Origin of the sequence: Embleya sp. NPDC020630 (genome assembly GCF_044334985.1) — a bacterium.
Lineage (GTDB): Bacteria > Actinomycetota > Actinomycetes > Streptomycetales > Streptomycetaceae > Embleya.
Window position 1 is genome coordinate 288,430 of the sequence record NZ_JBIRUB010000001.1, and the last position, 24,849, is coordinate 313,278.

General features: G+C 71.2%; 25 protein-coding genes. 13 read left to right on the plus strand and 12 right to left on the minus strand.

Features of this window, described 5'->3' with window-relative positions:
- The first annotated feature begins 47 nt into the window (after nucleotides 1-47).
- Nucleotides 48-572: a flavoprotein gene (locus ACH4XV_RS01160; protein WP_395787031.1), complete on the plus strand. Its 525-nt coding sequence runs from the start codon at nucleotides 48-50 to the stop codon at nucleotides 570-572.
- Nucleotides 573-813: 241 nt separating this feature from the next.
- On the opposite strand, the gene ACH4XV_RS01165 is transcribed toward ACH4XV_RS01160, so the two are convergent.
- From ACH4XV_RS01165 to ACH4XV_RS01180, 4 genes are all read right to left on the minus strand, one after another.
- A complete protein-coding gene (locus ACH4XV_RS01165) occupies nucleotides 814-1,140 on the minus strand; it encodes a DUF1048 domain-containing protein (RefSeq protein ID WP_395785910.1) in 327 nt (108 codons plus the stop codon).
- Between the two features lies 1 nt (nucleotide 1,141).
- Entirely contained in the window at nucleotides 1,142-1,498 is a 357-nt protein-coding gene (locus ACH4XV_RS01170) for a DUF1048 domain-containing protein (RefSeq protein ID WP_395785912.1), read from the minus strand.
- A complete protein-coding gene (locus ACH4XV_RS01175; RefSeq protein WP_395785914.1) occupies nucleotides 1,495-1,821 on the minus strand; it encodes a PadR family transcriptional regulator in 327 nt (108 codons plus the stop codon). The genes ACH4XV_RS01170 and ACH4XV_RS01175 overlap by 4 nt, the downstream gene beginning before the upstream one ends.
- A gap of 341 nt (nucleotides 1,822-2,162) precedes the next feature.
- Entirely contained in the window at nucleotides 2,163-2,624 is a 462-nt protein-coding gene (locus ACH4XV_RS01180) for a MarR family winged helix-turn-helix transcriptional regulator (protein ID WP_395785916.1), read from the minus strand.
- A gap of 201 nt (nucleotides 2,625-2,825) precedes the next feature.
- Between ACH4XV_RS01180 and ACH4XV_RS01185 the strand changes: the two genes are divergently transcribed.
- From ACH4XV_RS01185 to ACH4XV_RS01195, 3 genes are all read left to right on the plus strand, one after another.
- Nucleotides 2,826-3,500 carry a nitroreductase family protein gene (locus ACH4XV_RS01185; protein ID WP_395785918.1) on the plus strand — a complete coding sequence of 225 codons (675 nt, stop codon included), beginning with the start codon at nucleotides 2,826-2,828 and terminating at the stop codon, nucleotides 3,498-3,500.
- 198 nt (nucleotides 3,501-3,698) lie between these two features.
- A complete protein-coding gene (locus ACH4XV_RS01190; RefSeq protein WP_395785919.1) occupies nucleotides 3,699-4,760 on the plus strand; it encodes a hypothetical protein in 1,062 nt (353 codons plus the stop codon).
- Between the two features lie 133 nt (nucleotides 4,761-4,893).
- Complete coding sequence (locus tag ACH4XV_RS01195) at nucleotides 4,894-5,613, plus strand: M50 family metallopeptidase (protein ID WP_380038843.1); 720 nt, start codon at nucleotides 4,894-4,896, stop codon at nucleotides 5,611-5,613.
- A gap of 95 nt (nucleotides 5,614-5,708) precedes the next feature.
- Here the strand turns inward: ACH4XV_RS01195 and ACH4XV_RS01200 are convergent, their stop codons facing one another.
- The 4 genes from ACH4XV_RS01200 to ACH4XV_RS01215 all read right to left on the minus strand — a co-directional run bounded on the left by ACH4XV_RS01200 (nucleotide 5,709) and on the right by ACH4XV_RS01215 (nucleotide 11,047).
- Nucleotides 5,709-6,143 carry an SRPBCC family protein gene (locus ACH4XV_RS01200; RefSeq protein WP_395785921.1) on the minus strand — a complete coding sequence of 145 codons (435 nt, stop codon included), beginning with the start codon at nucleotides 6,141-6,143 and terminating at the stop codon, nucleotides 5,709-5,711.
- Nucleotides 6,144-6,267: 124 nt separating this feature from the next.
- Nucleotides 6,268-8,211, minus strand: a complete 1,944-nt coding sequence (locus ACH4XV_RS01205; RefSeq protein WP_395785923.1) for an exonuclease domain-containing protein — start codon at nucleotides 8,209-8,211, stop codon at nucleotides 6,268-6,270.
- Between the two features lie 89 nt (nucleotides 8,212-8,300).
- Nucleotides 8,301-9,896, minus strand: a complete 1,596-nt coding sequence (locus tag ACH4XV_RS01210) for an alpha/beta hydrolase (protein ID WP_395785925.1) — start codon at nucleotides 9,894-9,896, stop codon at nucleotides 8,301-8,303.
- A 38-nt stretch (nucleotides 9,897-9,934) separates the two neighbouring features.
- The gene (locus tag ACH4XV_RS01215) at nucleotides 9,935-11,047 is read right to left on the minus strand and encodes an LLM class flavin-dependent oxidoreductase (protein ID WP_379998603.1); all 1,113 of its coding nucleotides are present in this window, start codon (nucleotides 11,045-11,047) and stop codon (nucleotides 9,935-9,937) included.
- Between the two features lie 142 nt (nucleotides 11,048-11,189).
- On the opposite strand from ACH4XV_RS01215, the gene ACH4XV_RS01220 reads away from it, so the two are divergent.
- Together ACH4XV_RS01220 and ACH4XV_RS01225 are read left to right on the plus strand one after the other, a co-directional pair.
- On the plus strand, nucleotides 11,190-12,083 hold the full coding sequence (locus tag ACH4XV_RS01220) for an IclR family transcriptional regulator (RefSeq protein WP_395785927.1): 894 nt from the start codon (nucleotides 11,190-11,192) through the stop codon (nucleotides 12,081-12,083).
- Nucleotides 12,084-12,294: 211 nt separating this feature from the next.
- On the plus strand, nucleotides 12,295-13,614 hold the full coding sequence (locus tag ACH4XV_RS01225; protein ID WP_395785929.1) for an ammonium transporter: 1,320 nt from the start codon (nucleotides 12,295-12,297) through the stop codon (nucleotides 13,612-13,614).
- 34 nt (nucleotides 13,615-13,648) lie between these two features.
- On the opposite strand, the gene ACH4XV_RS01230 is transcribed toward ACH4XV_RS01225, so the two are convergent.
- From ACH4XV_RS01230 to ACH4XV_RS01240, 3 genes are read right to left on the minus strand one after another with little or no spacing between them, the layout of a single operon-like run.
- On the minus strand, nucleotides 13,649-14,155 hold the full coding sequence (locus ACH4XV_RS01230; protein ID WP_395785931.1) for an HD family hydrolase: 507 nt from the start codon (nucleotides 14,153-14,155) through the stop codon (nucleotides 13,649-13,651).
- Between the two features lie 11 nt (nucleotides 14,156-14,166).
- Nucleotides 14,167-14,478 (minus strand): 4a-hydroxytetrahydrobiopterin dehydratase, encoded by a 312-nt coding sequence (locus tag ACH4XV_RS01235; protein WP_395785933.1) that lies wholly within the window; start codon nucleotides 14,476-14,478, stop codon nucleotides 14,167-14,169.
- 16 nt (nucleotides 14,479-14,494) lie between these two features.
- Nucleotides 14,495-15,847: a helix-turn-helix domain-containing protein gene (locus tag ACH4XV_RS01240; protein WP_395785935.1), complete on the minus strand. Its 1,353-nt coding sequence runs from the start codon at nucleotides 15,845-15,847 to the stop codon at nucleotides 14,495-14,497.
- A gap of 184 nt (nucleotides 15,848-16,031) precedes the next feature.
- Here ACH4XV_RS01240 and ACH4XV_RS01245 point away from each other — a divergent pair, with 184 nt between their 5' ends.
- Nucleotides 16,032-16,757, plus strand: a complete 726-nt coding sequence (locus ACH4XV_RS01245; RefSeq protein ID WP_395785937.1) for a hypothetical protein — start codon at nucleotides 16,032-16,034, stop codon at nucleotides 16,755-16,757.
- 134 nt (nucleotides 16,758-16,891) lie between these two features.
- Entirely contained in the window at nucleotides 16,892-17,692 is an 801-nt protein-coding gene (locus ACH4XV_RS01250) for an ATP-grasp domain-containing protein (protein WP_395785939.1), read from the plus strand.
- Nucleotides 17,693-17,753: 61 nt separating this feature from the next.
- Here the strand turns inward: ACH4XV_RS01250 and ACH4XV_RS01255 are convergent, their stop codons facing one another.
- Nucleotides 17,754-18,260, minus strand: a complete 507-nt coding sequence (locus ACH4XV_RS01255) for a hypothetical protein (protein ID WP_395785941.1) — start codon at nucleotides 18,258-18,260, stop codon at nucleotides 17,754-17,756.
- A gap of 293 nt (nucleotides 18,261-18,553) precedes the next feature.
- Between ACH4XV_RS01255 and ACH4XV_RS01260 the strand changes: the two genes are divergently transcribed.
- From ACH4XV_RS01260 to ACH4XV_RS01280, 5 genes are all read left to right on the plus strand, one after another.
- Nucleotides 18,554-19,531: a helix-turn-helix domain-containing protein gene (locus ACH4XV_RS01260; protein WP_395785943.1), complete on the plus strand. Its 978-nt coding sequence runs from the start codon at nucleotides 18,554-18,556 to the stop codon at nucleotides 19,529-19,531.
- Nucleotides 19,532-19,566: 35 nt separating this feature from the next.
- Nucleotides 19,567-19,755 (plus strand): DUF397 domain-containing protein, encoded by a 189-nt coding sequence (locus ACH4XV_RS01265; RefSeq protein WP_395785945.1) that lies wholly within the window; start codon nucleotides 19,567-19,569, stop codon nucleotides 19,753-19,755.
- Nucleotides 19,756-19,960: 205 nt separating this feature from the next.
- A complete protein-coding gene (gene valS / locus ACH4XV_RS01270) occupies nucleotides 19,961-22,480 on the plus strand; it encodes a valine--tRNA ligase (RefSeq protein WP_395785947.1) in 2,520 nt (839 codons plus the stop codon).
- Between the two features lie 122 nt (nucleotides 22,481-22,602).
- Nucleotides 22,603-23,553 (plus strand): hypothetical protein, encoded by a 951-nt coding sequence (locus tag ACH4XV_RS01275; RefSeq protein WP_395785949.1) that lies wholly within the window; start codon nucleotides 22,603-22,605, stop codon nucleotides 23,551-23,553.
- Nucleotides 23,554-23,736: 183 nt separating this feature from the next.
- Complete coding sequence (locus ACH4XV_RS01280) at nucleotides 23,737-24,669, plus strand: hemin ABC transporter substrate-binding protein (protein ID WP_395785951.1); 933 nt, start codon at nucleotides 23,737-23,739, stop codon at nucleotides 24,667-24,669.
- The last annotated feature ends 180 nt before the right edge of the window (nucleotides 24,670-24,849 follow it).

Genomic DNA, 24,849 nt, shown 5'->3' on the forward strand with positions numbered 1-24,849 from the left:
GCCGTGCGATCGGGGGTCTCGTTGTGAGTGCTGTGTTGTATCTCGTCGTGTGTGCGGCGGGTCCTGCGCCGGGTGTCGTGGCCCTGGTTCGGGATGCGGTCGGGCGGGGGTGGGATGTGTGCACGATCGCGACGCCGGCGGCCGAGGGTGGTGGGTTCGTGGACGTCGCCGCCGTCGAGGACGCTTCCGGGCGGGCCGTTCGGCATCGCTATCGGCGTGCCGACGAGGCCGGGCGGTGGCCGAAGGCGGATGCCGTGGCCGTGGCGCCCATGACCATGAACACCCTCACGAAGTGGGCCGACGGGCACGCCGACACCTACGCGCTCGGCGTTCTCACCGAAGCCCTCGGGCTCGGGCTGCCCATCGTCGCGCTTCCGTTCTGGAACGCCGCCCAGGCCGCCCACCCCGCCGTCGACCGGGCCGTGGCCACCCTGCGCTCCTGCGGCGTGCACGTCCTGTACGGCGAACCCCACTTCGTCCCACACCCACCCGGCACCGGCGACACCCGCATCCCCGCCTACCCCTGGCACCTCACCCTCGACGCGCTCGCCGAACACGCCACCGGCGGCTGACCGGACCCATATCTCCACCACCCGCACGCCCCGATCGGCGATCATGGCAACCCGGCTCGGAAACCGTTGGCTCTCTCGTGCCGCTCGCCGCAGGCCGCCGAGTGCTGCCCGGGGCGATGCCCACCGGGCGGATTCCAGCGGGCCACTGCGAGGGCCAGGCGCGGTGTGGTTCGTGACGGCTGCGCATGGTGTCTGGGCTCCGCGTCTGCGGACCGGGGCGACCGGTGCGAGGCGGGTGGTTCTACTGCTCGGCCGGGTTGGATCGACCGGCGATGGACTGCTGGAGGGCGTCCGCGTGGGTGCGGGAGTCCTTGACCAGTTCGTCGCAGAAGGCGGCGACGTCCGTCCCGATGAGTTCGAGGACTCCCCTGCCCGTGGCTGCGCCCTCCTCGAAGAAGTCGACGATTCCCGGGAGCAGGGGGCCGTCGGGCAGGTCGAGTGGGCCGACCTTGAACAGGTACGTCTGCATTTCCTTGTAGACGATGCGGTAGTCCGGCGGAAGCGCCTTGATCCGAGCCTTGTGCGCCCGCCACTGCTTCTTGCCCTCGATGATGTCCCCGATGCTCACGTCAGCCTCCCAGCCGGCTCAGTTTCCGTGCGACGTTCCTGTTCAGTTGCTCGCGCCATCGGTCGCGAAAGGTACGAGCCCCTTCGCCGCCGGCCAGGGCCGCGCAAAAGCCCGGGATGTCGCCGCCGAGCACCTCGTGGGCGCCCTGACCGTCCGCCGCCGATTCCTCGAGCAGGCCCAGCGCGCCGTCGAGGATCGGCGTCAGGTTGCGGCCGGTGAAGTCCCCGTAGGGGAAGAGGTTGGCCTTGATCTGTTCCCACGCCGCCCGGTGGTCGTTCGGCAGGGCCTCGGCCCGGGCCTCGAACGCCTTCCATTCCCTGGTGAGATCGCTGCCGGTGATGGTCTCCCGGAAGTTCATCCGCCGCCCTCCTTGAGCTTGTCGATGCGTGACGAGACGTACTGCCATTTCGCCCAGAACCTCGCCAGTTCCTCGCGTCCGGCGTCGTTGAGCGCGTAGAACTTGCGCGGCGGACCGACCCCGGACGGTCGTTTCGTCACCTGGACCAGGCCGTTGCGCTCCAGTCGCAGCAGGATGGTGTACACCGTCCCCTCGACGACGTCGGCGAAGCCGAGTTCGTTCAGCCGACGGGTGATGGCGTAGCCGTAGGTTTCCTCGCCATCGATGATTTCGAGCACGCAACCTTCGAGCGTGCCCTTCAACATCTCGGTCAGGTCGTCCATCGCGAGTTCTCCTCGGCTTCTCCCGGTACTGAGTGACACCGAGTACCACTACAAAGTATCACCGAGTAGTGCCGATGCCAACGGCCGGGCGCGTGGGCAGGGGGATCGCGAGGAGCGCGCCGTGGCCCGAGGGCTCGGCACGGACGCGCAGTGCGTAGATCCGGCCGCGCCGTACGGTCGTGCCGCGGTCGAGCGCGGCCCGCTCGGCGGGCTCCGGGTCGGCGGTGCGGAGGAAGTCGGCGACCCTGCCCGGCAATGTCTGCGCGGCGGGAGCGGCCGGTCCGGCGTAGGTCGGTTCGCGCGTGGGGAATTTCGGGAGTGGTTCCCTCGGCCGAACCGCGTCAGGGGTGGAGGCGCAGGACTTTGGCGAGCAGCGTGGAGAGTTGCTCACGTTCGGCCGGGGTGAGGTCCGCGAAGGTGTCGTCGAGGAATGCCGGTACCGCGTCCTCGGCGCGGGCGAGGAGCCGGCGGCCCGAGTCGGTGATCGTGACGGCGTAGGCGCGGCGATCGCCCGCGTCGCGTTCGCGCCGTACGTGCCCGGCCTGCTCCAGGCCGTCGCAGATGCCGACCATGACGCTGCGGTCGATGCGCAGTTGGTCACTCAGGATTCGCTGCGAGCTGGGGCCGACCTCGGCGAGCATCTTGAGCACCAGATGCTGCCCGACGCCGATCCCGGACTCGTTCGCCCGGGCTTCCGCGGCGCGGGCGACGAGGGTCGAGGCCCGACACAGCGCGATGTCCGGGCGCTCCGCGGCAAGCGTCGCAAAGTAGCCGGCCTCGCGGTTTGCGGTCTTGGGCGGCATGCCCACCTCCTTTGCGTGTGCGGCGGTCACTCGTCGACCCTACCAAAATCAATCTGCGTCCAGATTGTTTGCGCGCCACTCATTAAATTTGTAGGCTCGCCAATCATCTGGCGACAGATTATCTGTACATCCACGCACTGCCCGGCCGGCCCACGACGCCCACCGACCCGTACCCGTACAGCCGAAACAGAGGAAGCGGCCGTGACCCTTGACCTGACCCCCGACCAACTCCTGTCGACCACCCGCGCCGTGCGCAAGCGCCTGGACCTGGACCGCCCCGTCCCGCGATCCCTGATCGAGGAGTGCGTGGATCTGGCCACGCAGGCGCCGACCGGCCGCAACCGGCAGCGCTGGCATTTCATCGTCGTCACCGAAGACGCCCAGCGGCACGCCGTGGCGGACATCTTCCTGCGCGCCCTGCCCCTGGCCACCGGACATCCCCTGACCGAACGCGACGCGTGGCGGATGAACTACCACCCCAGCTCCACCGAGCGTGTCTTCGACGGCCTGCGCCACCTGGCCGCGAACATCCACCGGGTGCCCGCCTTCGTCATCCCTGCGGTGGAAGGACGCACCGACCACGCTCCGGTGACCGTGCAGGCGGGAGCGTGGGGCTCGATCCTGCCGGCGGTGTGGAGCTTCATGCTGGCCGCCCGCGCCCGCGGTCTGGGCACCACCTGGACGACAGCGCAAGGACCACTGGAGCGGGAGTTGGCCAAGGTGCTCGGCGTTCCGTACGACGACATCATGCTGGCCGCCTTCATCCCGCTGGCCTACACCATCGGCACCGACTTCAAGCCTGCCCGCCGCATCCCCCGCGAGCACGTCCTGCACTGGGACCGGTGGGAACAGCGCTCCGCCGGCCCCACGCGGTAGCGCACCACTTCTCTCGCAGTCCGCCGCGCGTCACACAGTTCCTCGGCCGACGATCACCGAACCATCACCGAACCCCAAGATCGACCACCGGCGGCTTCCGCGCTTGCCTCGGCGATCCCCCGAGCGCGGCGGCGTGTGGCGCGGCGGGGTGGGCGGGTTTCGGATAGGAATGGGGCAGGGTTCGAGCAGGGGGACGGTATGTGGGACGCGATCGTGGATGTGGCCGATGTGTGTCACTCCGAGGAGTGGGAACCGGCCGGCGCGGAGGGCGCGGTTCTGGCTCGGGTCGATGCCGCCAAGGCGGCTTGGCGGGCCCGCCACGGGGCCGACGCGCGGGTCGAACTCGTGGCCGACCGGGCGTTGTTGTACACCCTGAGCCCGGCCGACGCGCACGCGTTGCGGCGGCTTGTCGGGCTCGGTGAGGCGAGTGTGGTGCCGGTCGCGGACACGGTGATCCTGGAGCGGGCCGAAGCCGGCGGGCTGCACGTGCTGAGCGGGGATCGTTACCTCGACTTTCGCCGCCGACACCCGTGGATCGAGGCGCATCCCGAGCGGTTCCACCACTGGCGGCGGGAGGCGGACGGGGTGGTGCGCTTCGTGCCCGCCGGGATCCGGCCCGAGGCGCCCGCCACCCGCACCGAGGACGACGTCGACGACCGCTGTCCCGACCCGGCGCGGCATCCGGAGGTCGTGCGCACGCGGTGGCGCTGCGCCGAGGAGTCGTGTGTGTACGCGCGTACCTGGAGCGGGCGGCTGCCGGTGTGGCCGCGCGTGGACGACGGCGGCCGGGCGATCTGTCCGGGCTGCGCGAGCGCGCTCCGGGCGGCGGGGGCGCGGCGGGTGACGCGCGAGGTGGCGCTGGCCGACCATGCCGGCGGCGCGTCGATCGAGCGGCTTCCGCTGGAGGTGGGCGACACCCTCGTACTCGGCCGGGGACGCATCGACAACGGCTACGACCTGGGCGGTCGGGGGCACCGGTTCGGCGAGGCGGTGCGCTACGTGAGCCGACAGCACGTACTGCTTCGCTTGGCGCCGGGGCGGGCCGGCGAGCACGTGGTCGCGGTCGATCTCGGCTCCGCCAACGGCACCGAGGTGGAGCGCTGGAACGGCGCCACGTACGAGCCTGGCCGGCCGCTGGCCGTGGACGCCGAGGTGATCCTCGCCCCGCGTGATCGGCTCGTGCTCGGCGGCGGGGTCCGGGTGGAGGTCGCCGACCGCCGGATCGCCCCCGCGACCGAAGCGGCCGGCGCCGGCGGCTGACCGCCCGGTCCGGGCGTGCCCCGGGTCGGCGACAGTCGCGTCACGGGACGGTGCGCGAGCGATCGGGGGTGCGCGGCGGGCGGTAGCGTTCGCGGCGGGGGCAGCGGTCGGGACGTAGGACGAGAGGGGCGGCGTGAGCAACGTCGACACGGTGTCGTTGCAGGACATGTGGGACCGGGTGGTCGGGACCCAGCCGGATCCGCCGAGTTGGCTCGCGTTGGTGACGGGGGCGGTCGCGGTCGCGGTGGTGCTGTACCGCCCGACCTGGCGACCGCTGCGCACGGTGGTGACGATCGCCCACGAGGGCGGGCACGCGATGGTGGCGCTGCTGATGGGGCGCCGGCTGTCCGGGATCCGACTGCACTCGGACACCTCCGGGGTGACCGTGTCGGTCGGCAAACCCACCGGCCTGGGCATGGTGTTCACCGCGATGGCCGGCTACATCACCCCGTCGATCCTGGGCGCGGGCGGGGCGGCGCTGCTCGCGGGCGCGCACATAACCATGGTGTTGTGGGTGGCGCTGGTGCTACTCGCGCTGATGTTGATCGCGATACGCAACGTGTTCGGCGCACTGGTACTGCTGGTCACCGGCGGCGTGATCTTCGCCATCTCGTGGCTGGCCGGCGCCCGGATCCAGGCGGCGTTCGCCTATCTGCTGGTGTGGTTCCTGCTGGTGTCCGGCGTACGTCCGGTCCTGGAGTTGCAGCAGATGCGCAGCCGGGGCCGGGCGCCGTGGTCGGACGCGGACCAACTCGCCGATCTGACCCGGATACCGGGCGCGTTCTGGGTCGGCTTCTTCGGCCTGGTCTCCGCCGCCGCCCTCGGCATCGGCGCGGGCTCCCTGCTCACCTGATCCCGCCGGCCGGCCCGAACGCGCCGAGGCCGCCGGCACCCACCTCGCGGTGGGGCCGGCGGCCTCTTCCGTTGCACGTGACCGGTTACGGCTCGTCAGAGCGCGTCGGGCAGCTTCGCCAGGACGCCGTCGTAGATCCGCTTCAGCCCGGCCGGCGCGAAGGTCTTCTCGAAGAAGCCCCCGATGCCACCGGCCCCGTTCCACACCGTGACGACCTCGACCCGGCTGCCCGCGCCGGCGGACGAGACGGTCCACGTGGTGACCATCGACGAGTTGGCGTCGGTCTCCACCAGCGTGAGGGGCGCCGGTTCGGTGACCGTCACCAGGCAGTCGCGCGAACGCTTGCTGGTGGCCTGCAGCCGCCAGTGCGCGACCGTACCGGCGCCCTTGCCGCCCTCGCGCACGTCGTACTCCGAGAAGTGCTCGGTGAGCAGCTTGGGTCGCACGTCCGCGTAATCCGCGACGGCCGCGAAAACCGCCTCCGGTTCCGCCGCCACAGTCGTGTGTGCGGTTGCCCTGACCTGCGCCATGACCACTCCTTGCCCTCGATTGCTGTCGGCCGGGTCAAGCAAACCACTCCACCGCCCGGCGACCGAATCGCACTCCGGTTACCGGCCGGTCGGACGGTCGTCATGTCGATGACTCGGACCGGTTCTAGGCGATGTCCACGCCGAAGGAGGCGGCCAGGCCGGCGAGGTCGAACTCGTAGCCCTGGCCCTCGGTGCGGAACTTCCAACCCGTGCCCAGACGGTAGAACGTGCCGAGCAGCAGCACCCGTTCCACCGTCGCGGCGTCGAGCACCGAACGGCGGAACGCGGTGCCCTGGAACGGCGCGACGTCCAGTTCGATCGGCCCGACCGCGTCGAACGTACTGGTCCCGTCGACGGCGGCGGCGATCACGACGCGACGTACGTCACGCGGCAGCACGTCCAGTTCGAGCGTGACCGTCTGCTCGGCCGGCCCCGACGCGTCGAGGACGACCAGGTCCAGCGGCGCGGCCGGCTGGTTCCAGAAGACGAAGTCGGCGTCGCCGCGTACACGTTCGTGCTCGTCGAGGAGGAAGGCCACGATGTCGATCTCCTCGTCGGGGCGGTCCCAGGCCCACGAGGCGTTCAGCGTCCACCGGCCGGGGTTGGCGCCGCCGGGCAACTCGACCGTGCCCCCGCGCGGCAGATGGCCGGTGTCCGGCCGGCCGGGCGTCGCGGGCGCGGCCGGGGTCCCGGACACCGACGCGGACCACTCGGCCTCGGTCAGACACACCGCGCCGAACGCCTCGGCCCGGGCGATCCGGGGGTCGGCCGCCGCGCCGGGCAGCACCACCACGGTGTCCACGGTCGAGGTGAGGTTGATCCGAAGCCGGGCCCCGGACTCCAGGACGAGCTGCCGGACCCGCCCGCCGTCCAGGTGCTCGTCGCGACCCTGGAGGACCAGGACCTGGCGCACGGCGGTACGGGCGCCGGCGCGGGGCGAGTCGGGCGTGCCGGCGGAGGCGGCCTGGGCCGGATCCGGCACGGCGACGACCTCGGCAGGAGCGCCCACGGCGCGGGCCGGGTCGAGCGCGGCGCCGGTGTCGGCCCGCGCCTGGACCACCACCCCGGCCGGGCCGCCCGCGTCCACCGCCGGCGCACCCTCCCCACGCGGCCCCGGCACCACCCCGACCCGGGCCGTCCCGGGCCGCACCCGGCCCACCAGCTCGACGAACGTCGCCTCGTCGATCACCGGCGTCCCCGCCTGCGCCGCCCGGCGGTTCTTGCCGCTGCCGCTCCGCGGGTCGTTGGTGACCAGGACCGACGTCTTGCCGCTGACCGAGCCGGTGACGTACAACCCGGCCTCGGTCGCGCGCAGTTCCAACGCCTCGCGCGGCCGGTCGGTCTCGCCGGTGAACACCACGCGCATGCCCTGGACCAGCCCGACGCCGAGGTCGAGCCGACCCGGATTCACCCACGGACACGGCGCCTTGGCCGGTGCGCCGCGTTCCGCGCTGCGAGCGCGCGCGACCGCCGCGCGGCGCTGCCCCGGTTCGTCGCCGGGTGCGGTCAGCGGCAGCGGCAGGCCCGCGCCGGCCGCCTCGTGCAGGCCGTACCGGAAGATCTCGGAGAGCACCCGCACGTCGTCCACCGCGTCGTGCGCCCGCAGTTGGCGAACCCGGTAGTACTCGGCAAGGGTGGCCAACCGGTAGTCGCCGACCGGCAGTTCCAGATGTCGCGCGAGCGCCATCGTGCACAACCGACGCTCCATCGGCCACGCCGTGCCGAGCCGCCGATACTCCGACGCCAACATCTGCCAGTCGAACGGCGCGTTGTGCGCGACGAGGACCCGCCCGGCCAGATACTCGGCCAGATCCTCCGCGACGCGGTCGAACGTCGGTGCCCCGGCGAGCCGTTCGGCGGTCAGCCCGTGAATGTGCACCGGTCCCGGATCACGTCCGGGATCCACCAGCGTCGACCAGCGATCGGTGACGGTGCCGTGTCGATCCAGGACCTCCACGGCCACCGAAACGATGCGATCCGAACTCCGCAGCCCCGTGGTCTCCACGTCGACCACCGCGTAGTCGCTCGGGTAGTCGACGGGCCACGTCGCGAGTGATGTGACTGTCACTCACGGACCGTACAACGCGCGCACGCGGCGGGGGGACGGGAGCCGCAATCGTGATCCGCGTCCCGTCCCCCAACCGGGTCGCGTCAGCGTCAGCGGGTGCCGGCGGCGGGTAGTTCGCCCTTGACCAGATACGTCTCCACCGCGCCGTCGACGCAGGCGCTGCCCTTGTTGTACGACCCGTGCCCGTCGGCCTCACGGGTGAGCAGTACCGCGCCGGGCAGTTGCGGCGTGAGCGCCTGCGCCTGCTCGTACGGGGTCGCCGGATCCCCGGTGGAACCGATCACCAGCACCGGCGGCGCGCCCGGCGCCTGGATCGGCCGGGCCCGGTCGGTCCCGGCGGGCCGGCAGTCGGCGGCGAACGACCAGGCCACCCCGGGCCCGGTGATCGGCATCGTGGCCTCCACCTCTCGGGCCAGTCGGTCGGCCTCGGCGATGGTCAACGACCGCCCGTCGGCGCAGTTGATGGTGAGGTTGGCCGAGGTGTGGTCGCGGGGGTAGGCGCCGTTGCGGTCCCGCCCGAGCCACAGGTCGGTCTCCGCGGCGGCCCTGGCCGCGTCGTCGCCCAGGTAGGCGCGCAGCGTGATGCGCAGATCCTTCCAGAACCGGTCACTGTAGATGCCCTGGGAGATCGCGTTGACGGCCTCGCCCTCCCCGATCGTGCGGCCCTGGGCGGTGGTCAGGGGTGTGCGGCCCAACTCGTGCAGCCGATCGGCCAGTTTCTTCGTGGCCTCGTCCGGTGTGCCGTCGAGCGGGCAGTCCCGTTGCTGGAGGCAGTCGGTCAGGAAGGCCCGGAAGGTCCGCTCGAAGCCCTGCGCCTGGTTGCGCGCGAATGCAACCCGGTCCAGGGCCGGGTTCAGCGGCGCGTCCAGCACCATCCGGCCGCTGCGCGTGGGGAACTTCTCCACATACACGGCGCCCAGGAAGGTGCCGTAGGAGTAGCCGAAGTAGTTGAGCTTGTCCTCGCCCAGCACCCCGCGCAGCACGTCGAGGTCCCGGACCACGTCCTCGGTGCCCAGGTGCGCGAGCATCTTGGCGCTGCGCGCGGTGCAGCCGTCGGCGAACTCCTTGAAGTAGGCGGTGATCCGCTCCAGTTCGGCGGAGTCGTCCGGCGTCGGGTCGAGGCCCTTGTAGCGGTCCGTGCCCGCGTCGTCGACGCAGGTCACCGGGTTGCTTCCGCCGGTCCCGCGCGGGTCGATCCCGACGATGTCGTAGCGCTCGCCCAGCGCCGGGCGCTGCGCGAAGGTCGCCGTCGTGCCCTGTACCCCCGACCCAGGGCCGCCGGGGTCGACCGCGAGGATCCCCAGCCGCTCTCCCGTGGCCTTCCTGCGGTACGCCTGGAGTTCGATCGTCTCGGCGGCGGGATTCGCGTAGTCCAGCGGCACGCGCAGCTTCGCGCATTCGAGCATGCCCTCGTCGGCCTTGGTGAGCTTGTCGTCCGGGCACTTGGCCCAGGCGAGTTGCCGACCGTAGAACTCCTTCAGCGCCGGGTCGTCCGCCCCGGTCGGCTTGGCCGTCGGCGGAGTGGTTCCGGCGGGCGCGGGGGCGCCGGTGGCCGGCGGCCGGGTCTTGGACTCGGCCTTGGGCTCGGACCCGCCGCCGGACCCGCCGCAGCCGACGGCCAGGGCCAGGACGAGGCCGGCGGGGATGATGCGTCGCGCTCGCGACACGAATATGGAGGTGCTCACGGCGCCAAGAAATACCAGCAACCGACCGCATCCGCCCACTATTTGTTTGGTCGATACTTCTCCAGTTCCGGAATGACCTCTTTGCCGAGGATTTCGAGGGTGCGCATGATCTCCCGATGCTCCAGGAAACCCCACTGGACGTAGCAGATCAGTTCGTCCACACCCAGGTCGGCGTAGCGCTTGAGCTTGCGTACGCAGGTGTCCACGTCGCCGATCACGATCATGTCGGCGGCGTCGAAGGTGTCCACCGGAACCTCGCCCTCGAACAGCGGCTTCAGGAGCGGGAAGGTGCGGTCCCGCTCCTCCGGGGTCAGGTGCGGCAGTTCCCATTCCAGGGTGAACATGGCCAGGTTCTTGTACCACCACGCGACCGAGTCCCAGACCCGGCGATCCACGCGCTTGCCGGCCGTGGTGTGCACGAGCGTGTACGCGGCGACCTTGTTCGTGGTCACGTCGGTCAGCGGTGTGGGGTCGGCCGCCGCCGCACGGTAGGCGGCCACCTGGGCGGCCATCGTCTCCAGCGGCTGCATGATCGAGAAGGACAACATGCCCAGGCCGTACCGGCCCGCGATCTCCGCCGAGCCCTGCGAGGTGGCGGCCATCCAGCACGGCGGGTGCGGGTCCTGGAACGGCTTGGGGGTGACCATCCGGCGCGGGAAGGTGAACCGCTCCGACGCGTACTCGAAGTACTCCTCGCGCCACATGCCGGTGACGATCTCGATCGCCTCCCGCCAGTCGTCGCGGGAGCGGGCGATGTCCACGCCGAAGGCGGTCTGCTCCATCGGCGTGGAGCGTCCCGTCCCCCACTCCACCCGGCCGCCGGACAGGATGTCCACGGTGGCCACCTTCTCCGCGATCCGCTGCGGCGGGGTGAAGCCGAACGGGGTGAGGGTGACGCCGAAGCCCATCCGGATGCGCTCGGTGAGGCCGGCGAGGTGGCCGAGGAAGACCTCGGAGGCAGGCATGTGCGAGCGGCCCTCGCGGAAGTGGTGCTCGACCGCCCAGACGGTGTGGAACCCCATGCGGTCTGCCAGCCGGATCTGCTCCACCGCCTCGCGGTAGGCGCGCTGCTCGGCGCGCCGCTGGCCGTGCGGGTGTTCGCCGGGCCAGGGGCGCGGCACGTCCACTTCGTAGAGCACGTCGAGCTTCATGGGGCGACTCCCGGGGTCGGCGTCAGGGCCGGTATGTTTCGATATCTCGAAAAGTGTTTCCGAATCCCGTATTTCGTGTTGCCGAGTGTGGCCCCGCGAGGTATCGGCCACAAGATGCCCGCCGGGTCGGAGAGTCGCCCTCATGGTTCGTCCCGCCCTCGCCGCCGCTCGCGCGGTGGAGATCCTGAACTTCTTCGCCGCCCACCCGGGTCAGGCGTACACGCTGTCGGAGCTGCACACCGCGCTCGGCATCAACCTCGCCTCCGCGCTCTCCGTGCTCCAGGCGCTGGAGGACGGCGGCTACCTGGTACGCCATCCGCGCCGCAAGACGTACGAGCTGGGGCCGGCGCCGATCGCGCTGGGCGACGCGGCGCTGCGCGGCAACCGGGCGGTGGACCTGGCTCGGGCCGAACTGCGCGCGCTGGCGGGCGAGTTCGATACCGAGCTGGTGGCGAGTGTGGCGATCGGCGACGAGGTGGTGATCCTGGCCGTCGAGGGCCGGCCGCAACTGGCCTCCGCCGACGTCCGGGTGGGGCAGCGGCTGCGCATGGTGCCGCCGCTCGGGCAGGTCTTCCACGCCTGGTCCACGCCGGCGGAGGTGGACGCCTGGCTGGACCGGCTCGACGAGCGGGTACGCGGCACGGCCCACATCCACCTGCCCGCCACGCTCGGCGCGGTCCGCGAGCGCGGCTACTCGATCACCTTGGACAGCCCGACCCGGACCCGTATCGGCGGCACGCTGGAGCGGATGGCCGAACATCCCCGCGAGGCGCCGCTGCTGCGCGACCGGCTGGCCGAACTGGTCGCGGCGCTCGGCGAGGAGGAGTACGAGCTGATCGCGGTCGACCCGGACACCGTCTACGACATCTCGACCCTGGTCGCCCCGGTCTTCGACGCCGCCGGGCGGGTCGCGGTGGCCCTCACGCTCAACGGCCTGAAGGGCGTGACGGGCCGTCGAGTGGGCGACTACGGCGAGCGGTTGGGGGCGGTGGCCCGGCTGGTCACGCGGCGCTCGGGCGGCCGGGCGCCGGAGTGAAGCAGCCGGGCGCCGGAGTGAAGCGGGGTCGGCCATTCGTGTTTCACCGGCGTGTCGGGGCGCTCACCCCGTGCACGCCCGCTCACCATCGGGCAATGCCCGCGTAACACACGGCCGGTTACTTAACCCGCGCGTAACACCGAGGTATACGCCAGGAAACCCGCGCTGCGCACCCTGACCTGAAACCCCATCAGGCCCATGAGGGAGCCGCATGACCGTCGCCGTCGCCCCCGACGCCCTGAACGCCGGAGACACCGCGTGGCTGCTCGTGGCCACCGCGCTCGTGCTGCTGATGACCCCCGCCCTGGCGATCTTCTACGGCGGCATGGTGCGGGCCAAGAGCGTGCTGAACATGCTGATGATGAGCTTCGTGGCGATCGCGGTGGTGACCGTCGTGTGGATCGCCTTCGGCTACAGCCTGGCCTTCGGCGACGACGTGGGCGGCGGTCTGCTCGGCGACCTCGGCAGCGTGTTCATGGCCGGCACCAAGCCCGCCGACCTGCACGGCACGGTGCCCGAACTGCTGTTCATGGCCTTCCAACTGACCTTCGCGATCCTGACGGTGGCGCTGATCTCCGGGGCGATCGCGGACCGGACCCGGTTCAAGGCGTGGGTGCTTTTCTGCGCCGTGTGGGTGACCTGCGTGTACGTCCCGCTCGCGCACTGGGTCTGGGGCCCCGACGGCTGGATCGCGCATCGGCTCGGCGCGCTCGACTTCGCGGGCGGCCTGGTGGTGGAGATCAACTGCGGCGCGGCGGGCATGGCGGTGGCGCTGGTGCTCGGCCCGCGGATCGGCTTCAAGCGGGATCCGATGCGGCCGCACAACCTGCCGCTGGTGGTGCTGGGCGCGGGCCTGCTGTGGTTCGGGTGGTTCGGCTTCAACGGCGGCTCCGCGCTCGGCGCCAACGGGCCGGCCGCGCAGGCGCTGGTGAACACGCAGGCGGCCGGATGTACCGCGATGATCGGCTGGCTCGCGGTGGAAAAGCGCCGGGACGGACACGCCACCACCCTCGGCGCGGCCTCCGGCGCGGTCGCGGGCCTGGTCGCGATCACCCCGGCGTGCGGTGTGGTGGACCTGCCGGGCGCGATGGTGATCGGCCTCGCGGCGGGCATCCTGTGCAGCTTCGCGGTCGGCTGGAAGCACCGCTTCGGCTACGACGACTCGCTGGACGTGGTCGGCGTGCACTACGTCGGCGGCGTGGTCGGGACGCTGCTGATCGGCCTGTTCGCGGCCAAGGACGTCACGGGCGGACCGACGGGCCTGCTGCACGGCGGCGGCACGGCGCTGCTCGGCAAGCAGTTGGTCGCGATCGTGGTGGTCTCCGCGTTCTCCTTCGGCGTGACGTACACGATCGCCAAGGTGATCGACCGCACCATCGGCTTCCGCGCCCACGCCGACCACGAACAACGCGGCCTGGACCTGGCGGTACACGCCGAATCCGCCTACGACCTGACCGCCTTCGCCGGCACGAAGCGCACCCCCGGCCCGACCCGGCACCCGACCCCAAAGCCGGCGGAGGACCTGGACTGACCTCCGGTCAGCCGTCCGAACCCTGCGCGTCCGGCTACGACTCGCCCATGGCCTCGCGAAGCCAGTCGAGTGAGCCGGTCTCCAGGAGTTCGGCCGCGATGCGCCTGGCGGACTCGGTGCGAATGCGCTTCTGTGAGTTCACGATCCAGCGGTCCACGTTGGCGTACCCCTGGTCCCGATACTCGATGGCCTGGACCAGGCACTCCAGCTTGTCCGCGTCACCCGCACAGACCGCCTCGGGCGTCCCCCGCGCCTCGTACTCGCCCACGATCGACCGCATCAACGCCCCCAACCCGGCGGGCATGCCCTTGGACTGGTCCGCGACGTTGGCCACCGCGTCACCCTTGCCGACGTACTTCCGACTGATGTGCGCGAGATCCCCGGTGCGACGCTCCCCGGTGTCGTGCCACACACTCAACAACGCGGCCCGCGCCGGATCGGCACCCTCCGCCTCGGCGATGACCGAGGCCAACAGCGCAGTCCGCCACGCCCGTGCGGTCAGTCCCCATCGGCTGTCGCCTGCCCGCGCGGGGTCTGTCAAGGTGACGGCGGTCAGTTGCTCGGGGTTGCCCCGTGTCCCTCGGCGATGGCGTCGATCCAGCGGGCGAGTTCGAAGTCGCGTCCGGTGAGCCGGTTTCCGGCGTCGTGGGTGGTGATGGAGAAGCGGATCCGTTGCCAGGTGATGTGGATGTCGGGGTGGTGGCCGATCTCGCGGGCCTTGGCGCCGACGTACATCGCCAGGTGCAGCGTCTCGTGGTACGCCTGCGTGTAGGTCCGCTCGATCGCGTCGCCCACGCGCTGCCAGCCGGGAAGTTCGGCCAGCAGCTCGGCAATCCGATCGTCGGCCAACGGCGTGAGTCCCATGTCCACCCCCATGTCGTCAGAGGCCGATCGTAGCCAGGAGTTCGGTGAGGTCGCGGCCGTATGCATGATCGGCCCAGGGCAGCATCCTCCGGCGGAGTATCGCCAACTCGGCGCGAGTGCGCGCAGACCCGGTGCTCGTGCTGACGAGGGTTGCGCGTTCGGCGAGGTACAGCGCGCGCTCGGGCTCGCCGGCCGCCGCTGCGACGGCGGCGTGCCGGGCCCGGAAGACCGCGACGTCCCTTCGATGGGCGTCGGGCATCGCGGCGAGCACTCGCGTCCAGATGCGGTCCGCCTCCTCGATGGCGTCGCGATCCTGGAGGCGCCCGTAGCAGGTGGCGCGTTGGATATCGATGTATCCGGGGGTGCGTCGGCAGGCGTTGCCCCAGGGGAGGTCGTCTTCGATCCGTTCGACAAGTTCCTGCGCCTCGCCGAGGAGGGCATCCACGCCGGCACGGTCGCCCGTGAGGGAGCGGCCATGGGCGCCGTGGACGGAGGCGATCACCTGAACCTTCGGGGCGAGCGCGCGCGGGTCGGCCAGGGCTGCGTCCGCGAGGTCGACAGCACCGGATGCGTCACCCAAGTCGACGCACAACGATGCCTTGTTCGCGAGGGCGTACCCGACGAGTTGGTGATCGCGGGCTCGGTGGGCCATGTCGAGGGTGATGTCGCGCCACCGGATCGAGGACGGGTGGTCGCCGGCGTCTTGGTGGAGCCAGCCGAGGAGGGCGGCGTAGGCAGCGCCGACCCGCAGGAGGTTGCGTCGCAGGTCGCCCGTCGTGTTCGCCGAGAGTTCGCAAATCAGTTGGTGCTGAGCGGTGACGGTGGCGACGAGTTGGTGTGGGCCCAGCAGTATGTCTGCCCGGTAGTGGCCTTGCAGTTGCTCGCGGAAATAGGTGACAAGCGCGGGGTCCACGGGTCGGCGTGACATCGGGCGACGCGTCGGTGCGGCAGGTGGCGCCAAAGCGGCGGCGGTTCCGGTGAGGGCGGCAGCACCTGAGATGAAGTCCCTGCGAAGCACGTTGATCCCGTCCGGAGCAGTCGTGGATGGCTGCTCCAGCGTCGACGACGACGATGCCGGCGAGCTGGGACTGTCCGCTTCAGCGGCCCGCCTGTCCGCTTCGGCGGCGAGACGCCATGCTCGAACGAGGACGCCCCCGGTGTCGAGCACTTCGTCGAGACGCGTGGCCAAGTCCTCGTCGCAGCGCCGCGTGGCCTTCTCGATCTTCCCGATCAGATCCTCGCTGACGTGTACCAACGCGCCCAACGCGCCCTGACTGAGCCGGGCGCGTTTGCGCCAATGGCGTAGTTCGGCGCCGAGATGGTGGCGCGGGGACAGGGAGCCGTCGAGGGGGCGGAGGGGATACGGCATGTCGTCCTCGTCCTCGCTGAAGCGGACAGCCCGAGCGTCCGGATCAGGTCATGGACGTCGAGGGGGTCAGGCCCGCTGACTGGTAACAAGCTGGTTTCCCAGTACACACCCTCGACGACCCGAGTCGAGGGTGCACGACGGAATGGAGGCGGTCCCTGTGCCGCGCAACGACATCGTCGTCCGAGTGAACGTCACCGAATCGGGCGACTCGACCCGCCCCCACCGCATCACGCTGCCCGGACGCCCGGAACTGGACGTGACACGCGCCGAATTGACCGCGCTGGTGCACGAGGCCCGGATGCGCCTGATGCGGACGCTGCCGCCCACGGGGATCGGCCGGATCTCGAACTCGGGCGGCGGAACCATGCCCGACAGCGCCTGCGAGGAGGGCTGCACGCCTGCCACCGCACGACCGGCCGTCCTCGTGCGCCTCGCCGCTGTCGCTGCCGCGCGTGAGTGGCTGCAGGGGCGGCTGCCGGACCCTGCGACGGCGCCTCGTCATCGGCGGGATGCGCATCGCCGGGAGTGCCGTGTCGCCGGGGCTGCGCTTCGGGGGGCGCTTGCCGACGCGTACCGAGCCGGGGTGTCCGTCGAAGTCGTCGCCCGTGTGGCCGGGTTCCCGCCCGGCTATGTGCGGATGATCCTGCACCGCGCGCGCACCGCTCCCGCGCCCGCTCCGTTTCGCATGCAAGGAGAACTCGTGTCCACCTCACCCCCCTGGTCCGTCGGCGAGCACCTGTGGCGCAAGCTCGACGGCGGCCGGCACCACCACCTCGGCACCATCACCCGCGTCTGGCACGACGGCGACCGGTGGATGGTCGAATACGACTACGGCGCGCTCGCCGACAAGACCATCACCGCGCCCGCTGCCGAGATGTACCGGGCCGGGCCCAAGACTCGGCCCGTTTGACCACTGCCGAGCGCCGAGCCGATGCGGGCCCGGTGGCGGCCCGGCGATCGTGAGCAGTGCTGTCGGCGTGGGGGTGCCGGGTGTGGGACGCAAACTCGTTCGCCTCGCCGGCCCCGACGTCCTAACGTGCGCACGTGTCCTCGATCATGCCCGGCACCCTCGCGCTCTCCGCCCAATCCACCACCACGGCCGAGTTGTTGGCCGAGGTCGCCGTGGAGCGTGGGATGGCGGTTGCCGTGCTTACCGGGTCCAGGCCCGATCTGCGGGGCGTTGCGGCCTACTACGGCGGGCCCCGGTTCGCCGACACCGTTGCCGCGTCGTTGGATGTGGCGCTTCTGGAGCCCGCGGACGGCTGGTTGACCGCGTTGCCGGAGCGGTGGACGCGGCGGGGGATCGCCGCGACGACGATGGGTGAGGCGCGGCGGTTGCGGGTGCCCGCGTTCGTGAAGCCGCCCAGCGACAAGTCGTTCGAGGCGGCGGTGTACGCGGACGGCACCCGGTTGCCCGCCGGTGTTCCCGACGCCACGCCGGTGCTGATCGCCGAGATCCGGACCTTCGTCGTCGAATACCGGCTGTTCGTGGTGGACGGCGTCCCGCACACCGGTTCGCGCTATGCGACCTTCGGCCGGCTCGACCCGATGCCGCTGACCGACGATCCCAGGTCCGGGGAAGTGTTCGCCTTCGCCCGCGACTTGCTCGCCGAGCACGGCACGGGGTTGCCGAGCGCGGTGGTCCTGGACGTCGGCCTGGCCGGCACCGCGGACAGCGCCGAGGAGCACTGGGTGGTGGTCGAGCCCAACATGGCCTGGTTCAGCAACATCTACGCCGCCGACCCGGCCCGCTGCCTGGACGTGATCGTCGCCGCGGCCGGCCCCCGCGCCGCACTGCGCCCGACCGACACCCGCTTCGCCCGAGCACGACACGACATGACATGACATGAAACGCCTCGCTTCACCCTCGCGGATGGAGCCGGCTCCGAAATCGGTGCCCCTTCGCCTACGCCCCGCCGGAGGCGCAGCAGGCCCCCGGTGTGCCGGCCTCGGCCGTCAGGTAGGCGTCGGCCAAGGTGGTGACGCAGGTCAGGTTCGTGCCCAGGCCGGGGCGGACGATCCAGGTCATCGACGAGCCCGGGTACGGGCGCGGCCCCGGGAGGGTGAGGCAGCCGCCGTGGCCCACGTAGTGGTAGCGGGTGCCCTCCGCCGGACCGACCGCGCCCTGCCATGCCTCCGCGCTGCCCGGTCCGACCAGGTACGCCCACTTGCCCGCGTGCTCCTCGGCGATCACCGTCCCCACGGGCGCACCCGCCGCGACCAGCAGCGCCAGTACCGCCCGGCCCAGATCGGCCCGCACCACCACGGCGTCGAACAGCCGGCCGGTGTCCGCGGCGCGGCGTGCGCCGGGGTTGGTCAGCCAGGCGTACCGCGTGTCGCGCGGATCGCGGGTGGCGGCACTGATCCACGCGATCCCGGCCTGATTCACGCCGGCGTCTTGCTTCCGCAGCACGATTCCTCGCCTCCCAAGGTTCGGGACACCGGCGCGGCCCCGGGCGCGACCGGACCCCCACGAGCCCTTCGGCAGGTGCTCGACGGGTCGCTGTCAGTAGCGTCCTCGGTACGGGCAGCAAGTGCAAGTCAAACAACTCACCCGACTTGCATCGTGTCGGATATGGGTACCATGACGCCCACTCCTCGGGGCGAACTCCCGAATTTCCGCAGAAAAGAACCGAGTATTGCGAAAAGCCACGGCAACGGTCGGTGCGGATCGGGATCGGATCGGGATCGAAATCGGGAGGAACCATGGGCGCCGAGCAGTACCCGACGGTGCGCAGGCGCGTCCTGGGTGCCAACCTGCGTCGGCTGCGCGAGGATTGCGCGCTGCTCCTGGAGGACGTGGCCGACGCCCTCTCCTGCCATCCCGCCAAGGTGAGCCGGATCGAGTCCGGCCGCAGCGGCATCCGCGCGCTCGACCTCAAGGCGCTGCTCGATCTGTACGAGGTGGCCGACCCGGCCGCGCGCGAGGGCTGGTTGGCGCTGGCGCGCGAGGGTCGGCGGCAGCGCTGGTGGCGCGACCTCGCCGACCGACTCCCGCAGGACTTCCTCGACCTGATCGGCCTGGAGGCCGAGGTCGCCTCCTGTCTGGGCTTCCAACCCAGCATCATCCCGGGGCTGTTCCAGACCGAGGCGTACGCGACCGCCGTCATCCGCGGCGGCACCGTGGGACCGCTCGACGAACAATGCCGGACCCGGGTCCGGGTGCGGCTGGATCGGCAGCGCGTGCTGACCCGCGAAGAGCCCGCGCCGATGCGGGTGTTGATGGTCATCGGCGAGGCCGCGCTGCGCCAGGAGATAGGCGGCCGGCGGGTGTTGCGCGAGCAACTCCTGCGCTTGATCGAAATTGCCCAACTTTCGAACGTGACCGTGCAGGTACTACCCTTTTCGGCAGGCGCCTATCCGGGCGGCCCCACGCCGTTCTCGATCTACGGGTTCCCTCCCCCCTCGGGGATGGAAGTGGTTTCGCTGGAGAACTTCACCAGCCACGCCTACCTGGAAAGAGCCCAGGACACCGCTCACTACGGCAAGGTCTTCGCGGACTTGCGGGGAATCGCGCTGAGTCCCATCGAGTCCGAGGCCTTCATCGCGTCCAGTGCCAAGGAACTCGCAGGCCGATCGTCCTGCGCACCGACCCCCTCGCAGCCCCCTCGCGGCCCCACCGACTCGCGGACCGAAGAGCCGAGTAGTCCGGTAACCGAGCAGCCGAACCGAGCAGCCGAGTAACCGAGTAGTCGAGTAACCGAGTAGGAAGAATGCCGATGCCTGAGAACTCACCCCTTTGGGTCAAGAGCAGCTACAGCATGCAGAACGGCGACTGCACCGAGATCCGCCCGCACCCGGACGGCCGCACCGACGTACGGGACAGCAAGGACCCGGCGATCGGGCTGCTGACCCTCGCCCGCGCACCCTGGACCGCCTTCGTCGCCGCACTGCGCGCCGACGCCTGACCGATCCGCCGCGTACCCGCATCACCCGCATCACCCGACCGGCCCCGGCGAACACCCGACCCCCCGAGGGGCGTTCGCCGGGCCCACCCACCCGGTCCCGGGCGACTGACCGCGACCCGCCTCACGAAACGAACAATCGGTTAGAGCCCCGCCCCCTCGCCCGGTACGCTCCGGGGGCATGGTTCCCGCCTCTGGTTCCCCCCTCATGCCCGACAAGCCCACCCTCGACGGGCTGGAAGCGAAATGGTCGCGCGTCTGGGACGAGACGGGCGTATACCGCTTCGATCGCACCCGGACCCGCGACGAGGTCTACTCGATCGACACCCCGCCCCCGACCGTCAGCGGATCGCTGCACGTGGGCCACGTCTTCTCGTACACGCACACCGACGCCGTCGCGCGCTACCGCCGCATGTGCGGGCGCGAGGTCTTCTACCCGATGGGCTGGGACGACAACGGCCTGCCCACCGAGCGGCGGGTGCAGAACCACTTCGGCGTGCGCTGCGACCCGGCGCTGCCGTACGATCCCGACTTCGTGCCGCCCGCGCAGCCGGCGAAGCGCCAGATCCCGGTCTCCCGACGCAATTTCATCGAACTGTGCGAGGAACTCACCCGGCAGGACGAGCGCGCGTTCGAGGAGTTGTGGCGACTGCTCGGGCTGTCCGTCGACTGGTCGATGACGTACCAGACCATCGACGCCGTCTCGCGCACCGCGTCGCAGCGGGCCTTCCTGCGCAACCTGGCGCGCGGCGAGGCGTATCCGGCCGAGGCGCCCACCCTGTGGGACGTCACCTTCCGCACCGCCGTGGCGCAGGCCGAACTGGAGGACCGGGAGCGTCCCGGCGCCTACCACCGCCTGACCTTCCGCGCCCCGACCGGCGACGCGCTGGAGATCGCCACCACCCGGCCGGAGTTGCTGCCCGCGTGCGTGGCCCTGGTCGCGCACCCCGACGACACCCGCTACACCCACCTGTTCGGCTCGTGCGCCCGCACCCCGCTGTTCGGCGTCGCCGTGCCGGTGTACGCCCATCCGCTGGCCGATCCGGAGAAGGGCTCCGGGCTGGCCATGGTGTGCACGTTCGGCGACACCACCGACGTCACGTGGTGGCGCGAACTGCGCCTGGAGACCCGGCCCGTGCTCGACTGGGACGGCAGGTTCCGGGCCGAGCCGCCGGCCGGGATCGAGCGGCCCGAGGGGATCGAGGCGTACTCCCGTCTCGCCGGCGCCACCGTGTTCACCGCGCGCGAGCGGATCGTGGCGATGTTGCGCGAGAGCGGCGACCTGGTCGGCGAGCCGGAGCCGATCACGCACGCGGTCAAGTTCTACGAGAAGGGCGACAAGCCGCTCGAGATCGTCACCACCCGGCAGTGGTACCTGCGCAACGGCGGACGCGACGCCGACCTGCGCGCCCGACTGCTGGCCCGGGGCGCCGAGTTGGCCTGGCATCCCGCGCACATGAAGGTCCGCTACGACAACTGGGTCGACGGCCTCAACGGCGACTGGTTGATCAGCCGGCAGCGCTTCTTCGGCGTGCCCGTGCCGCTGTGGTACCCGTTGGACGAGGCCGGCCTGCCGCTCCACGACAAGCCGCTGTCGCCCGCCGAGGCCGACCTGCCGATCGACCCCTACACCGACGTGCCGCCGGGATATACCGAGCAACAGCGCGGCGAGCCGGGCGGGTTCGTCGGCGACCCGGACGTGATGGACACCTGGGCGACATCCTCGCTGACCCCGCAGATCGCGGGCGGCTGGTGTCGGGACGAGGACCTGTTCGCCCGGGTCTTCCCGATGGACCTGCGGCCGCAGGCGCACGAGATCATCCGTACCTGGCTGTTCTCCTCCGTGGTGCGCGCCGACGCGGAGAACGACAGCCTGCCGTTCGCGCACGCGGCGATCTCCGGGTGGATCCTGGACCCGGACCGCAAGAAGATGTCCAAGTCCAAGGGCAACGTGGTCACCCCGGTCGACCTGCTCGCGCAGCACGGCTCCGACGCGGTGCGCTACTGGGCGGCGAACGGCCGGCCCGGCGTGGACACCGCGTTCGACGTCGGGCAGATGAAGGTCGGCCGGCGGCTGGCGATCAAGCTGCTCAACGTGGGCCGCTTCGTGTTGTCGATCGGCGCGGCCGAGGCCCCCGAAGCGGTGACCGAACCGCTCGACCTGGCGCTGCTCGCCGAGTTGGCGGAGGTGGCCCGGGCGGCGGGGGAGGCGTTCGAGGACTACGACTACGCACGGGCCCTGGAGCGGACCGAGCGCTTCTTCTGGTACTTCTGCGACGACTACGTCGAGTTGGTCAAGGCCCGCGCGTACGGCGAGGCCGGCGACGAGGCGGGCGCCGCCTCGGCGCGGGCCGCGCTGGCGGGTGCGCTGTCCGTGCTGACGCGGCTGCTCGCGCCGGTGTTGCCGTTCGCCACCGAGGAGGTGTGGTCCTGGTGGCAGGAGGGCTCGGTGCACCGGGCGGCCTGGCCCGTCCCGGCCGCACCGCCGGCGGCCGACCGGGCCCTGCTCGGCGTCGCGTCCGGCCTGATCGCCGAGGTGCGCCGGGCCAAGTCCGCCGCCCAGGTGTCGATGCGCGCCGAGGTAGCCGCGCTCACCGTCACCGGCGACGCCGACGAACTGGCCCGGATCACCCCGATCGAGACCGACCTGCGCGCGGCCGGCCACATCGCCCGGATCGACCGGGTGCCGGGGAGCGGGCCGCTGACGGCGGAGGTCGTGCTCACGTAGCACCCGGCCATCAAGCAGCGCCCGACCTCAAGCGGCACCCGGTCCTCAAGGTGCACCCAACCAACCTCAAGCGGCACCCAATATTCATTGACTCGGCCAAGTACCCGTAGTACCCGTTGGCCATGACCACTCACCACCCCGACGACAGGTTCCACCCGCCGACCGACGACGACCCGTACTGGTCGGAGACCTCCTGGTTCACCTTCACCGTGCCGCACAAGCGGTTGTCCGGGCAGTTGTACCCGTTCTTCCGGGCGAACCAGGGGGTCGCGGCGGGCGGCGCGTACTTCTGGGACGACAGCGGACAGCACCCGCACGACGCGGTCTACGCCAAGAACTTCTGGCATCTGCCGATCCCCGACCAGGACCTGACCGACCTGCGCCTGCCGAACGGCTTCCGGGTGCGCTGCGTGAAGCCGCAGCGGGTGTACGAGGTCGGCTACGACGATCCCGACGGCGGCGACGAGATCCACGTCGACCTCACCTTCACCGGCCTGCTGCCACCGCACTACCTGGGCGAGAAGCACCTCGACCAGCCCGGCCGCTACACCGGCACGGTGGTGCTGCGCGGCGAGGAGATCCCGGTCGACTCCTACGGCTTCCGGGACCGTTCGTGGGGTCCGCGCTCCCAGTTCGGCCCCGGTCTGATGCAATCGCCCGCCCGGCGCGGCGGATACAGCTATGCCACCGCCTCCGAACACGACGCCTTCCACAGCATCACCATGGACTTCGGCCAGGGGTGCGTGTCGATCCACGGCTATCTGCTGCGCGACGGCACCTGGGCGAAGCTGGCCCGGGGGCGCCGCGAGGTGGTCGAGCGGGACGACGCCACCGGCTGGGCGACCCGGGTGGTACTGACCGGCGTCGACACGCTCGGTCGCGAACTGCGCGCCGAGGGGCGGCTGTACAACCGCCTCGGCTTCTTCCTGAACCCGAATCTGTTCACCGTCAACGGCCTCACCGAGTGGACCTTCGACGGCGTCACCGCGTGGGGCGAGGACCACGAGAACTTCTCCGCGGCCGAGATCCGCCGACACAGCCGGGACTGGCGCGCCCGCCGCGCGGCCGGGTGAGCGGTGGGCGGGGCGGGGCGTTCGTGTGACGTTGTCCACCCGACACGGGCTTGAGTTAGGCAAGCCTTACCTTTAAATTGCCGGGTGAAGGAAGGCAAGGCTTGCCTGACTTCGCCGGCTCCGGGTCGGCCCACCCCGTGCACGAAAGGCCGCCGGATGCGTCTGCGCCGAACGAGCTTGAAGTTGGCCGCGGCCGTCCTCGCCATCACCGCGTTCGCCACGGCGTGCGGCGACGACGACAAGAAGTCCGACGCCCAGACCGCCAAGGGCGACCAGGCCGCCGCCGCGCTGCCCGCCACCGTGGACACCACGATGGGCAGGGTCACCGTCAAGGACGCGAGCCGCATCGTGCCGCTCGGCGGCGACATCGCGCAGACCGTCTACGCCCTCGGCCTGGCCTCGAACGTGGTCGGCGTGGACACCTCCGGCGCGGTCCTGCCGGAGAGCAAGGGCAAGCCCACCTTCGGCAATTCGCGCAGCCTCAGCCCGGAGGGCATCCTCGCCCAACGGCCCACCGTCGCGATCGGCAGCGCCTCGGTCGGCCCGCGCAGCGCGGTCGACCAGCTCAAGGCGGCCGGCGTACCGATCGTGCTGGTCCCGGACAGCGGCAAGCCCGAGGACGCGATCACCCGGATCACCACCATCGCCACCGCGCTCGGCGTGCCCGACAGGGGCAAGGTGCTGGCCGACCGCACCGCCGGCGAGATCGCCGGCGCCAAGGCCAAGGGCGCACAGGCCGCCGGCAAGCCGCGTGTGGCGTTCCTCTACATCCGCGGGCAGGCCAACCTGTACCAGATCGGCGGCAAGGGCCTGGGTCCCGACAGCATGATCAGCGCCGCCGGCGGCATCGACACCGGTACCGAACTGGGCGTACAGATGTCCGCCGCGCTCACCCCGGAAGCGATGGTCGCGGCCAAGCCCGACGTCATCCTCGTCTTCCAGAAGGGCCTCGAGTCGGTCGGCGGCATCGACGGCGTGCTCAAGCTGCCCGGCGTGGCGCAGACCCCGGCCGGCCAGAACCGCAAGGTCGTCGCGATGGACGACCTGGAACTGGGCGGCGGCGGCCCGTCCGCGGGCGTCGCGCTGAACAAGCTCGTCGACCTCCTGCATGGCTAGGCCCGGTCCGATCCGCCGGATCGGCGCCGGGGCGGGCCGACCCGAGGTCCACGCCCCCCGGGCGTCGGACGGGCCCGTCCCGCCCGTCCGACGCCCGAGGACCCACGACGCGAAGACCCAGGGGGGCCCGTGGCCACGGTGACGGAGCGTCAAGAACCCACGGGCGAGCCGAACCAACCC